The sequence below is a fragment of the Hydrogenovibrio thermophilus genome, assembly GCF_004028275.1.
In the GTDB taxonomy this organism is placed as follows: domain Bacteria; phylum Pseudomonadota; class Gammaproteobacteria; order Thiomicrospirales; family Thiomicrospiraceae; genus Hydrogenovibrio; species Hydrogenovibrio thermophilus.
Genome location: NZ_CP035033.1, coordinates 1,149,958 through 1,163,232 on the forward strand (window position 1 = coordinate 1,149,958; position 13,275 = coordinate 1,163,232).

Genomic DNA, 13,275 nt, shown 5'->3' on the forward strand with positions numbered 1-13,275 from the left:
CACTTATTTCAACCTGTATCAAAAACGCCCAGGCCTGGGCGTTTTCGTTTTCAGGCTAGGGCCGGTTTATTGTTGAGCAGTTTGCGCACGCGCATTTTGATGATGTCGTTAATGACAAACCACACCAACGCATACAGCCAGATGTAGAGCGCGTATTCCCAGCCAATCGGGGTGACGAACAGGCCGTATACCGCAATGAAGGTGGCGAGGATTTCCGTCCCGAAGGTGGCGACCAATAACAACGGTGACGGCCAAGGGCGTTTCCAGAACCAGTCTTCGGTGCGGGTGATGTAAAGGGTGCTGTGCCCGGCCACAATCAGTTTCAAAAACAGCAGGGTTTGTATCATGTCTTCGCTGATGCCCATTTCCAGCAGCACGAAGAATAACACGAAAGATGAAATTACGCCGCTGATGCCCAGCACCGTGGAAACGGTCAACAGCGAATGCATTTCCCAGCGCACCGGTTTGTTCTGCACCTTGGTGTGGTCGTAGGCGATGGCGAGAATCGGAATGTCGTTTAAGAGCGCCAACAGGATAATCATCAACGGAGTAATCGGGTAGAAATTGAACACCACGATGCTCAAGGCCATGAACAGAATGATGCGGATGGTTTCCGCCACGCGGAAGGTGGCATAGCTTTTCATGCGCTCGAAGGTGATGCGGGCTTGTTCGATGGCGTGGTTGATGACCGATAACCCCGGTGAGGTGAGGATGATGTCTGCCGCCGCTCGGGCGGCATCGGTGGCATTGGAGACGGCGAAACCGCAGTCGGCTTTTTTCAATGCCGGTGCATCGTTAACGCCGTCGCCGGTCATGCCGACGATGTGGTCGGCTTTTTGCAAGGTGTCGATAATGGTGTATTTGTCTTCCGGACGCACTTCCGCAAAGATGTCGACGGTTTCCAGGGTTTCAATCAACACCGATTCGTGGGTGTGAATGAATTCGCGGGTCAGCATTTCCATATCGAAATTCTGTTCCAAGGACGCCATGACGTCCTCGGCAAAGGCTTCCGCAGCCTGGTGACTGACTTCCGGGTGCAAGCGTTGATAGAGGGCGTTGCTGAGCGCCTTGGCGAAGCCGATGAGTTCATTGCTGCCTTTGCCAGAGAGCTCGGCGGAGCGAATGCTGCGTTGCCGTAACCCCAGACGATGGCCGATTTCGCGGGCGATGGCCACGTTGTCGCCGGTAATCATTTTGACGCGCACGCCGTTGTGGGTCATATTGAGGATGACGTCGGCGGAATCCTCTCGTTCCGGGTCGATGAGTGGAATCAAGCCGACCAGCCGGACGCGGTCGTTTTCGGTTTGAACCGCGACGGCCAGCGTCCGATACCCTTTGTCGGCAAAAGTGTCGATGCTGTGATGGATGGCAATGAGCTCGTTACCGTCAATGTCCGCCATTTCCAACAACACCTGGGCGGCGCCTTTGAACACGGTCAACTGCTGAGGGCCGCATTCGACCTGCGCCGACGTATATTTGTTCACTGGGTCGAAGGGGGTGAAATCGTGTTGGGTCCATTGCTGCCAGTCGGTTTCGGGAAAGTGTTCATCCAGATAATGGAATAACGGCAGTTCAATCGGGTCGCGGTTTTCCTGGCGGGAAGCCAGAACGGCGTAAGTAAATAACTGTTCTTCATGGTAGCCATCGAATACCAGTGGCGTGGCCACCTGCATTTCGTTTTTGGTCAGGGTGCCGGTTTTGTCGGAACAGAAAATATCCACGCCGGCCAGTTCCTCGATGGCGGTCAGGCGTGAAACGATGGCTTGTTTTCGCGCCAGGTTCACCGCGCCGACGGCCATGGTGACCGACAGGACGGCGGGTAAGGCCACCGGTACGGCGGCCACGGTCAGCACCAGCGCGAAACGGGCGATTTCCAGCATGTCTTCGTGACGGAACAGACCGACCACCAGAATAATGGCGACCAGAACCAAGGTCATCAAAATCAAGAAGTTTCCGATTTTGATGACCATTTTTTGGAAGTGGCTGCGTTCTTCCAAAGAGGCTTTCGCCACCAGCGACACCACGGCATTGAATCGCGTATGCCGTCCTGTATTGACCACCACGGCCACCATCTCGCCCTGTTTGACCACGGTGTTGCTGTAAGCGACTTCGCCTTGGCGCTTGGTGACCGGTAAGGATTCGCCGGTCAAGGACGATTCGTCGATGGACAGAAAGTCGCCGCTGAGCAGTTGCACGTCGGCCGGTACCACATCGCCGATGCGAATGCGGATGATGTCGCCGGGGACCAATTCTTTGGCGGGTAATGCACAATATTGGCCGTCCCGCAGGGCGCGCACCTCCAATGAAACCTGTTGTTTGAGGGTTTTCAGGGCGTTGAGTGCACGGTGTTCTTGAAAGAAGTCCAGCACCACGTTAATCAGCAACATGATGAGAATGACGACGAAATCTTCCCATTTCTGGACGATGGCCGACAAGAGGGCGGCGATTTCAATCATCCACGGAATCGGTCCCCAGAAACGTCGGAAAATACGGTGCCAAAGCGGTTCTTCTTTTTCGATGATTTCATTGGGTCCGAAGGTTTCCAAACGGGCCTGAGCCTCGTTTTTACTCAGACCTTGCTCTGGCGAGACCTCGAAATAGGAAAGGGTGTCCGCCGCTTGCTGGCTATGGTAGTCGTCGGTGTTTCTGAGTTCGATTCTGTTCATCTGGCCGAATCCTGGTGGCAGGGAAGGAGGTTTGGGGTTGTGCCTTCAACAGGATAAACATAATCAAACTGGACCGGACAGTCAAAAATTTCTGACGAAATATCGTCGAACCCAATGATATTTAGCTGTTTTTGAAACAGGCGCCGGCGGTTTCGACATAGGCCATGAAATCCGTGTAAGCGAGCGGTTTGCCGAAATAATACCCTTGGAAAAGGTGGCAACCCATTTCTTCCAGGGCGAGTTTCTGATCTTCGGTTTCGACCCCTTCGGCGATGATTTCCAAGCCCAGCGCTTCACTCATGGTGATGATGGTCTGTGTGAGGGTTTGATTGCTTTTATCTTCCAACAGATTGCGAACGAACGACTGGTCGATTTTCAACTGGTCCAGCGGCAGGGCACGGATATTGGAAAGGGAAGAGTAGCCGGTTCCGAAATCATCCATGGAAAACTCCAGGCCGTGCTGCTTCAACTGACAGAGTTTATCGGCGCACTCGTCCAGGTTCAGCATAACGGCGCTTTCGGTGATTTCCAGCTTCAGTTGAGCGGGTTCGATGCCACACACATTCAAACTGTTGAGGGTTTTAGCGACAAAATCGCGGTGGCGGAGCTGTTGTTCACTCACATTGATGGATAAAGTGGCTTTCGCAAGAGTAGGGTGTGTTTTCCACCCGGCCAATAATCGACAGGCTTCTTCCTGAACCCAGTCGCCAATGCCGACAATCAACCCGCTTTTTTCGGCCAGTGGAATGAAATCGGCCGGGGAAATCATACCTTTCTGTGGATGGTTCCAACGAATCAAGGCTTCGGCGCCAATCAAGCAACCGCCGGAATTGACTTGGGGTTGCAGGTAAAGCTCGAACTGAGCTTCGTTCAAGGCATGTCGCAGGTCTTTTTCCAACTCCAGCTTCTGCACCAATGCCTGTTGAATGGACGGGTCAAAGGTGTAAATGCAGTTTCGGCCGGAACGTTTGGCGTGGTGTAGGGCGCTGTCGGCTTTTTTAAGCAGCTCCTGGGCGGAATGGCGATGATCGAACAGTGCGATGCCGATGCAACAGGCACTGAAGTATTCCAACCCGTTCAAGGTGAAAGGCTCACTGAGTTTGCTTTGAATCCATTCGGCTTGCTGGATGGCGTCGTTCAAGGCCAATTTTGAAGACAGGTTTTCCAGGATGACGACGAATTCGTCACTGCCCCAACGGCCGACGGTGGCGTCCTCGAAATCCAGGCAGGCATGAATGCGGCGCGCCACTTCCACCAGCAGTAAGTCGCCCATGCCATGACCACAGGTGTCGTTCAAGCTCTTGAAGTCGTCCAGGTCGATGAACAGGACGGCGCCACTGGCCTTGGTTTCATTCGGTTTTTTCAATGCTTTTTGAAGGGTGTTTTCCAACAGTTTTCGGTTGGGGAGCAATGTCAGAGTATCGTAGTAGGCGAGACGTTCGATGGTGGCTTCGTCTGCTTTGTTTTGGGAAATATCCGTCAGGGTACCGACGTAATAACGTTGCTTACGGAAAGGGTAGCGAAAAGAGGCGATGGTGAGGCGCTCGGCATATTCTTCACCGTTTTTTCGTTTGTTCCAGACCTCGCCTTGCCAGTGGCCGTTTCGCTGCAGTTCGTACCACAGTTGCCGATAGAAGCTTTCGTCCTGTCGGCCGGAGTTGAAAACCGCCGGGGTTTGTCCGATGACATCTTCCGGCGGATAGCCGGTAATGTCGCAAAACGCACGGTTGACGGTGAGGATACGTGCCCGTTGGTCGGTAATGATAATGGGTTTGGGGAGGTGCTCGAAAGCGAGGGCGAGAAAGTGCAGTTGTTTGTGGCGGTATAACACGAAACCTAAGATGAGCAAGGTGAAGATGCTGAGGGAAATGGCCAGGGTCATGCTGTTTAATTCCATTTAGTCGCCTTGGGTTGCGTTATAAAACGCTCGATTATTTATTTAAAAAAACTACCACGGTTCTACCACTTATTTTCAGACTGCTGATGATTCGTATTTTAAAAGCCAGGAAAAAACGATAATCGTTTACTTGTTATGTCGGTCTTAACCGGCTTTGAGCACGCTTCTTGCATCATTGCCCCCGGCGACGGAGAGAATTTCCCGTTCGTCGGAATTAAAGTTGCTTTGCTCTATTATGGGAGCAATTATGTCTTCATGTTTTGCAAAAATCAAGGTCCAGTGTGGAGCAATACATATGAATAAGATTGGGCCAAGAGTCAAAACCGTTCGGGAAGGTTTCGTTTTTACCCAAGAGCAATTGGTTGCCAAGTGCAATTTGATTGGTTGGAATATTAGCCGAAGCACGCTCGCAAAAATAGAAGCAAGAGTTCGACGCGTGACGGATTTTGAGGTGACTTTTCTCGCCAAAGCCTTGAAGGTGCCGGAGCAGAAGTTCTTCGATATGGATTAGAGCTGAGTCATCCCGGTTGAAACGGTGAATGCTTGAAACGCCCAGGCCTGGGCGTTTCGGGGAAAGGTTTGTCGTTAAAACCGGTGGGTTCAGTCGTCGGGTTTGAATTCCAGCAAATCGCCCGGTTGGCAATCCAGATGCTCGCAAATGGCTTCCAGCGTGGAAAGCCGAATCGCTTTGGCTTTGCCGGTTTTTAAAATCGACAGGTTCTGTTCGGTAATGCCGATCCGTTTGGCCAGTTCATTGGATTTCATCTTACGTTGCGCCAACACAACGTCCAGATTCACGATAATCGCCATTCGATTTCCCTTTACACCGTGTACTTTTGTTCTTCAGACAAGTTTTGCCCTTCTTCCACCACCCATGCGATGAAAAACGTCATGGCGGCGACAATCATAATCATCAATTCGGCGGAACCGAAACCAACCGTTAACAGCCGTTCTCCAGGCGGGTTTTGCCAAGTGAATACAACACTCTTGGCCGATTCGTAAAGCATGGATGTGACCACCCACAGCAGTAACGCCTTGGCGATGTGCTTGAATAAACGCACCTGCTGGTAAGAAAAAATAATGCCCTGTTGGTAATAACGAAACAGTCTATCGATGTTCACCAGCCCGTAAATCAAAGACAGGACCACCGGCAGCGCGGCCAGAAAGCCGAGCCATTGTAATGGGACGGAAAGCGTATTGTCCAGAATCGGTTGTGCGGCGGTATTGACGTTGATCAGGGTTTGGGGCAGATAGTTGATGAACACCCAGTAGATCACGTAATACACCGGTACGGCGACCATCAGAAAGCGGGTGAGCAGCCGGAAGGTTCGGCTGAAGGATTGAATGCGGGATAGGTTTTGGTTCGTTTGGTTCATGTGGCACTCCGTCAAAAATGATTGAACTCAAGCATCAGTATAATTATTAATTATCGTTTTACAATAATTTTTTAATGAAATTTAATTATTTCTATAAATGGTGGCGGTTTGCCAGTCGCGTCTTTTGCCGAAAGGGCCCAACTAGCGTAAAATTCCTTTCTTAATTTTTCATACGATTCAAATCCCCAATGGCCGATTCCATCCAATTCAACGATAAACCGTCGATTATCAAGGCGCTTGAGCAAACCTTGTCGAAAGACCGGTTTGCCTTGAAGCGGCAATTCGAACGCTTCAAACTCGATTCGGACGCGGATGTCGAGGCGTTGCAGGATGATTCGGCCTGGCAAAAATTTCAGGCCCGTTTGACGGCGTCGGTGCAGGCGGTGGCCGCCAACCGGCAAGCGGTGCCGCAAATCACCTATGGCACCTTGCCGGTGGCGGAACGCCGTGAGGAGATTCGGAATCTCATTCAAAACCACCAAGTGGTGGTGATTGCCGGGGAAACCGGGTCGGGGAAAACCACCCAGATTCCGAAAATCTGTCTGGAAGCGGGGCGCGGTATTTTCGGCCGAATCGGCTGTACTCAGCCGAGACGTTTGGCAGCGCGCAGCGTGGCGGAACGGATTGCCGAAGAACTCGGCTCCAAACTGGGCGAGTTGGTCGGGTATCAGGTGCGGTTTCACGACCAGGTGCATCAACAAAGTTTGTTGAAGGTGATGACCGACGGGATTCTACTGGCGGAAGTCCAGAACGACCCGTTTTTGAATCAGTACGACACCATCATCATCGATGAAGCGCATGAGCGGTCCATCAACATCGATTTCTTGCTCGGTATTTTGAAAAAACTGCTGCCGAAGCGCCCGGATTTGAAACTCATCATCACGTCCGCCACCATCGACACCGAACGTTTTGCGCAATTTTTTGAGGGTGCGCCGATTATCGAAGTCAGCGGGCGGACCTATCCGGTGGAGGTCCGCTACAACCCTTTGGTGAAAATCGAAGACGACGACGGCAATGAATTCGAACAGGACATTCCCACCGCCATCGGTTATGCGTTGGAAGAATTGGCGGAAATTGACCCGTTCGGGGATGTGCTGGTGTTTCAGGTCGGTGAACGCGACATCAAGGAAACTGCGGAATACCTGCGCAAACAGCATTTGAAAAACACCGAAATCGTGCCCTTGTACGCGCGTTTGAGCATGGCAGAGCAGAACAAGGTATTTCAATTGTCGCAGAAGCGGCGGGTGATTTTATCGACCAATGTAGCGGAAACGTCCTTGACGGTGCCGGGCATCAAGTTCGTGATTGACCCAGGCCTGGTCAGAATCAGCCGTTATTCGGTGCGCTCCAAGGTGCAGCGTTTGCCGATTGAGAAAATCTCCCAGGCCTCGGCCAATCAACGGGCCGGGCGTTGCGGCCGTGTCAGTTCCGGGGTGTGCATCCGTTTGTACGATGAAGACGATTTCAACAGTCGTTCGGCTTTTACGCCGCCGGAAATCCACCGCACTTCACTCGCCACGGTGATTTTGCAGATGACGCAAATGAAGCTGGGCGCGGTGAAACATTTTCCGTTTATCGAACCGCCGGAAGACAAGGCGGTGAATGACGGTTATCGTCAATTGCACGAAATCGGCGCGTTGGACGAAAACCGCCGCTTGACCGACAGTGGCCGCCAGCTGGCCAAACTGCCGCTGGACCCACGGATGGCGAAGATGGTGCTGGAAGGGCAGAAGAACGGTGTTTTGGCCGAAGTGCTGGTGATTGCCTCGGCCATCAGCATTCAAGACCCGCGCGATATGAATGAAGCCAATCGTCAGGCCGCCAACCAAGCGCATAAACCCTTTGAAGACCCGCGTTCCGACTTCCTGTTTTTCCTCAATCTGTGGCGTTTTTACGAAGATAAACGCCGTCATTTGAGTCAAAACAAACTGCGCAAACTCTGCAAAACCAATTTCCTGTCCTATCTGCGAATGAAAGAATGGCACGACTTGTTTTTCCAGTTGGAGATGAGTTTGAAACGCATCGGTGTGAAAGTCGGCGATCTGCACCTGTATGAAGAAGTGAAGCAGGGCAAGACGGTCACCGAACGTTTGTCGGACATGCATTCGATGGCGGTGCACCGTTCTTTGATGGCCGGGTTGTTGGGCAATATCGCCATGCGCGACGACGAAAATACCTATTTGGGCGCGCGTAACACCAAATTGTTTATCCACCCGAGTTCGGTGTTGTTCAAGCGCAAACCGAAATGGATGCTGTCCGGCGAGCTGGTGGAAACCTCGAAGCTCTATGCCCGTAACAATGCCCTCATTGACATCAACTGGGTGGAAGCGCTGGCGCCGCACTTGGTCAAACGCAGTTACACCGATCCGCATTGGCAGAAAAAGGCCGGGCAAGTCGGTGCCTTTGAATCAGTGACGTTATACGGGTTGCCGATTGTGAACCGACGACGCTGCAATTACGGGCCGATTAATCCCAAAGAAGCCCATAAAATTTTCCTGCGTCACGCGCTGGTGGAAGGGGAAATGCACAGCCGGGTGGCGTTTCTGGCGCATAACCGTCGTTTGATTGACGAGATTCACGACATCGAATCCAAGTTGCGGCGCCCCGATTTTCTGGTGGAAGAGGATGTGCTGTATGAATTCTATCAGGCGCGGATTCCCGAACACATTTACAGCCAACCGGCGTTTGAAAAATGGGTCAAGAAAACCGAACAGCAGGCCCCGGAAACCATTGACGCTTTGAAACTGACGCGTGATTTTCTGCTCAAACAGTCGGTGGACGCCGGGTTGGCGGTGGAATACCCCGACCAGGTCCAGGTCAAGAATCAACTGGAACTTGATGTCGATTACCATTTTGAACCGGGCAAGCAGCAAGATGGCTTGGTGGTGAAAGTGCCGTTATCGGCGTTGAACCTAGTGCAAAAGTCCGATTTCGATTGGCTGACGCCGGGTCTCTTGAAAGAAAAAACCGCTTTCTACATCAAGGCCTTGCCGAAACAACTTCGAAAACAGTTTATTCCGGCGCCGCAGACCGCAGAAGTGGTATTGCAGGAAATGTCACCGACGAAAAAGCTGGACGGGCAATCGGCGGATTACGTCACTCAGTTGGTGTGGGCGCTGAATCGTCGTGGTCAGCAGAAGGTGGCGAGCGCGGATTTTGAAAACGCCGGTCTGCCGGAGGCCTTGCCGGAACATCTGCAACCCTATTTCGTCTTGCAGGACGATAAGGGCAAAACCATTGCCGAGAAGGCCGATCTGGAAGCCCTGAAAACCGAGTATCAACATCTGGTGGACGACCGCATTCAGAAACATCAGGCCAAAACCGCGACCGACAGTCAAAGGGTGGAGGAATGGAACTTTGGCGATTTGGCACCTTCCCAGACCATTCGCGCTAAAGGCGTGGAAATGGTCGCGTATCCCGCTTTGCGTTGCCGGCCGGAGGCGGAAGGTGACATCATCGAACTGGATTTGGTCGGGGATGAGGAAACGGCATTGGCCGAGCATGGTGAAGCGGTGCGGACCTTGTTGGCGTTGAATCTGCCGGATAAGGTCAAGTATTTGCAGAAGAAGTTGCCGATGCAAAAAGCCTGCTTATGCTATGCGCCTTACGGGACGTGCGACGCCCTAACGCAACAGGTCATCGACCGCGCCTTGCGTCAATTGGTGCCGGAACCGGAAACCATCCGCACCCAGGCGGCTTACGAGCAGACGCTGGAAACGGTGCGTTCGAAATGGATTGAAACCGCGCAGGGCATTGCCAAACAGGTTAACGATATTCTCACCGGACATCAGAAAATCGCCAAGCAGGTCAAAGGTAAGGTGAACCCGCGTTGGCTGGCGTCCGTGGCGGACATCCGTGCTCAGTTGGATGCCTTGATTGATAAAGACTTCGTGCGAACCACGCCGGAAACCTGGTTCCGTCAGATGCCGCGGTATTTACAAGGGCTGGAAAAACGTTTAGAAAAAATCGATATCGACCCGACCAAAGACCAAAAGGCCATCCGGGAAATGCAACCGGTGTTGGAAGCCTATGAACGTCTGGCGCAGGATGCCGCCTATCGAAATCACCCAGGCCTGGTGGAAATGCGTTGGCTGCTGGAAGAATTGCGCTTATCCTTGTTTGCCCAACCGATGAAAACCGTCAAGCCGGTATCGGTGCAACGTTTATTGAAACAACTGAAAAACCTATAACTGAAACCGATAAATGATTCGTACAGAGGCCGGATTGAAGCGGGACTCTGTTTTGGTTCGGAGGAATTTGCCATGTCGATTCGTTTAATAAAACCCGGTGACGACCTGACTGCCGTCGCGACCGTGATGCAACAATTGCGTCCGGCGCTGACGGTCGCGGAAATCATCGCGCGAATGCAACAGCAGCAAAGTGAAGGCTATCAATTGGTATGTGAAGAACAGGATGGCGACATTCGAGCGCTGGCCGGTTTTGTGTTTGTGCGTAAACTGGCGTGGGGCAAGGCGTTGTATGTTGACGACCTGGTGACGGAGGAAACACACCGTTCGAAAGGCGCCGGAAAGCGTTTGATGGATTGGTTGAAAGTGCATGCCGTCGAAAATGGCTGCGAGCAACTGCATTTGGATTCGGGGCGTCAACGTGAAGACGCGCATCGCTTTTATGATCGGGAAGGCTTTGAGAGCAACAGCTTGCATTTTGTGTTCCGGGTGGCATCGTCTCAGCCGTCTTGACTTGACGTTTTGACGTTGTTTTAAGCTGACGACATCAAAGCTGACTCAAATCAAATTTTTGTGACTTCACGGTTTTTCACTTTCTCAAATCAACCGGACTGGAGTAAAATGGGTTTTAAACGTGACAATGTTGTCACTTTATTCAACGCGTCCGTTTTCCGAAGCGGCCCGGTCGCCATTCCATTCAGTCAGGTTTAGTAATTTCATCATGTCCTTTTTGTCCAAATTGACGCGTGTGTTCGACATCGGTGCCCATGACGATATGGGGTATCAAGAGCTGCGCATGCTGCGTTTTGTGAATGTGACGGCCACGGCCATTATGGTCCCCGCCATTGTCGGCCCGTTGTTTTACCTGTATGTGTTGGTGTGCCGTCCGGAGTTGCATGCGCCGTTATGGCAAGGACTGGTGCCGTTCTTTCAATTTATCATGGCTTTCGGGGTGTTCTATTTCAATGCCCGGCACCGTTACTGGGCTGCCAAGTTGCTGATTGTGTTTTCCGGCTTGATAACCATCACCTTGATGGGGCTGCTGTTCCAGCAGGCAGGGGGCGATTCGCTGTTTTTCCTGGTGGCGCCCATTGCGATTTTCCTGTTCCTCGGACTGAACCGTTTCTCGATGATGCTGAATATCACGGTGTTCTGTATTTACTTGGGCGTGAATTATTTCCACAATCACTTTCCGCCGATTACACCCATGCCGATGGAATTGGTTCAAGTGAATTACACCATCAATCAGGTGATTATTTACCTGATGATCGGTATGTTGACCTACTTTCTCATCAGCCTGAATCAGGGTATGGAGCAACGGATGCGGACGTTGATGGAAACCGATTCCCTGACCGGTTTGTTCAATCGCCGCAAATACGACGCCTTTTCCCAAAAAGCGTACACCCAAGCCTATGATGATCAGACGCCGGTGTCGGTGATTTTGTTCGATATTGATTACTTTAAAGCCTATAACGATACTTACGGCCATTTGGCGGGGGACGATTGTCTGGTGGAAGTGGCTGAGGTGTTGAAAGCCTGTGTGCATCGTCGCACCGACATCGTTTCCCGCGTCGGAGGCGAGGAGTTTGTGGTGGTGTTGACCAATACCGAATTGAAGGATGCGGTCCATTTGGCACAGACGGTGTTGCAGCAGGTCGAAGCCAAGGGTTTGCCGCACGAGCAGTCCAAAGTGAAGCCGTATGTAACCATCAGCGCCGGTGTGGCGTGCCGTATTCCGTCGCAGGAAGACGATTTCTTCGGTTTATTCAATGCGGCTGACCAAAAATTGTATGAAGCCAAGGCGAACGGTCGGAATCAAGTGGCGGCATAGTGGCATCACAGGGTTGAAGCGCCTTGCTTGCATCCGGCTTGAGCAATGGGTGTTTTGACCGAAACCTGAATCCATCTTGAAGATGACCATAAAAAATTCCCAGGCCTGGTGGATTTTCATTAAGATAAACACAGAACGCTTTTTTCTCTCGAGAGAGCGGTTTTGAATGATTTTCGGCGGCGAGTAAAGTGCAACGGTGTTGGCTCGTCATTTCTGTTTCATAGTGATTAAGGAATCGACTTATGTTTAACTCTTTCTCTCTAGGCGCCGTGTCTCTGGCTTGTTTGCTCGCCTTGGGCTTGACCGCTTGCAGTGACGACGCCAAGCAACTCGAAGAAGCCACCTCCACCGATCAACCGGTGATTGGCAGTGAAACCGGCTCGGACATCAAACCGCCTGCGGCCAATCAGCCATCGACGATGGACGTCAAAGACAAGCAATTGATGGATGCGCAGCCGGATAAGGAACCATTATCCGAAGAAGCGGCCGCCGCCCAACAGGAGGCGGAGCAGGCTGCGGCTCCGGCGGATGAGGCGACCACGGTGATTGAAACCACGGTGGAAGAGACGCCGAGCGAAGAAGCGGTGACCGAAGCGGCTCAAAGCGGTCCGGCCGGTGCCGAATTGTATGCGACTTGCGCCGGGTGTCATGGCGGTTCCGGTGAAGGCGGTGTTGGCCCGCAATTGGCGGGGCAGTCGAAAGACGCTTTGGTCGCCAGTTTGATGGACTATAAGGCCGGCAAGCAGAAGGGCGCCATGAGTGCGATGATGATTCCGAATGCCCAGCAGCTGACGGATGACGAAATCGTCACCGTATCGGAATACATCACGACGTTTTAAGAGCGCCGCATTCAATCCTTTCAGTCATGAGTTCAGGTGTGTTCACCTGAACTCGCACCTTCAATCGCCACTCGGCGTATTCAAGACGACAATGTCAGTCTTTCTTCAATATTCTCCCGGCCGTTTTTTTGTTATACTCGCGACCAGTAAAGTCGTTTTGCGAAGGGTGTTTTGAAGCCTTTCGGACGGATTTACCTATTTAAAACTTTGGCATAAAACCAAAAGGAGAATTTATGCGTTTGAATCAATCTAAACTGACTTCTTTTGCAATGATCTTGGCCATGGCGTTCGGTTCAATGACTTTGGTGGGGTGCAGTGACGACCCACAAGAAGACATGAAAGAAAGCTTGCAAGATGCAAAAGAATCGGCCGCTGATGCTGTGTCCAATTTGAAGGACGCGGCCGGTGACGCGGCGGATGCCGCCGAGGATAAAGTTGACGAAGCCAAGGAATCCATGCAAAACAATTAAGGTTCCAGT

The 13,275-nt window shown here is 52.0% G+C and carries 10 protein-coding genes; 6 read left to right on the plus strand and 4 right to left on the minus strand.

Annotated features, from left to right (window positions below):
* Positions 1–50: 50 nt before the first annotated feature.
* Together EPV75_RS05345 and EPV75_RS05350 are read right to left on the minus strand one after the other, a co-directional pair.
* Positions 51–2,666, minus strand: a complete 2,616-nt coding sequence (locus EPV75_RS05345) for a plasma-membrane proton-efflux P-type ATPase (protein WP_128384710.1) — start codon at positions 2,664–2,666, stop codon at positions 51–53.
* 121 nt (positions 2,667–2,787) lie between these two features.
* Positions 2,788–4,563, minus strand: a complete 1,776-nt coding sequence (locus EPV75_RS05350; protein WP_128384711.1) for a putative bifunctional diguanylate cyclase/phosphodiesterase — start codon at positions 4,561–4,563, stop codon at positions 2,788–2,790.
* Between the two features lie 247 nt (positions 4,564–4,810).
* Here EPV75_RS05350 and EPV75_RS05355 point away from each other — a divergent pair, with 247 nt between their 5' ends.
* Positions 4,811–5,074, plus strand: coding sequence for a helix-turn-helix domain-containing protein (locus EPV75_RS05355; RefSeq protein WP_225972410.1), 264 nt, complete (start codon positions 4,811–4,813; stop codon positions 5,072–5,074).
* A gap of 89 nt (positions 5,075–5,163) precedes the next feature.
* Here the strand turns inward: EPV75_RS05355 and EPV75_RS05360 are convergent, their stop codons facing one another.
* Together EPV75_RS05360 and EPV75_RS05365 are read right to left on the minus strand one after the other, a co-directional pair.
* A complete protein-coding gene (locus EPV75_RS05360; protein ID WP_029937800.1) occupies positions 5,164–5,373 on the minus strand; it encodes a helix-turn-helix domain-containing protein in 210 nt (69 codons plus the stop codon).
* Positions 5,374–5,384: 11 nt separating this feature from the next.
* Entirely contained in the window at positions 5,385–5,939 is a 555-nt protein-coding gene (locus EPV75_RS05365) for a DUF2975 domain-containing protein (protein ID WP_128384712.1), read from the minus strand.
* A gap of 188 nt (positions 5,940–6,127) precedes the next feature.
* Here EPV75_RS05365 and hrpA point away from each other — a divergent pair, with 188 nt between their 5' ends.
* The 5 genes from hrpA to EPV75_RS05390 all read left to right on the plus strand — a co-directional run bounded on the left by hrpA (position 6,128) and on the right by EPV75_RS05390 (position 13,266).
* Positions 6,128–10,129 (plus strand): ATP-dependent RNA helicase HrpA, encoded by a 4,002-nt coding sequence (gene hrpA / locus EPV75_RS05370; protein WP_128384713.1) that lies wholly within the window; start codon positions 6,128–6,130, stop codon positions 10,127–10,129.
* A 72-nt stretch (positions 10,130–10,201) separates the two neighbouring features.
* Positions 10,202–10,639 (plus strand): GNAT family N-acetyltransferase, encoded by a 438-nt coding sequence (locus EPV75_RS05375; RefSeq protein WP_128384714.1) that lies wholly within the window; start codon positions 10,202–10,204, stop codon positions 10,637–10,639.
* A gap of 208 nt (positions 10,640–10,847) precedes the next feature.
* On the plus strand, positions 10,848–11,957 hold the full coding sequence (locus tag EPV75_RS05380) for a GGDEF domain-containing protein (RefSeq protein ID WP_192894043.1): 1,110 nt from the start codon (positions 10,848–10,850) through the stop codon (positions 11,955–11,957).
* 242 nt (positions 11,958–12,199) lie between these two features.
* Positions 12,200–12,796, plus strand: coding sequence for a c-type cytochrome (locus tag EPV75_RS05385; RefSeq protein WP_128384716.1), 597 nt, complete (start codon positions 12,200–12,202; stop codon positions 12,794–12,796).
* Between the two features lie 233 nt (positions 12,797–13,029).
* Positions 13,030–13,266 carry a hypothetical protein gene (locus EPV75_RS05390; protein WP_128384717.1) on the plus strand — a complete coding sequence of 79 codons (237 nt, stop codon included), beginning with the start codon at positions 13,030–13,032 and terminating at the stop codon, positions 13,264–13,266.
* The last annotated feature ends 9 nt before the right edge of the window (positions 13,267–13,275 follow it).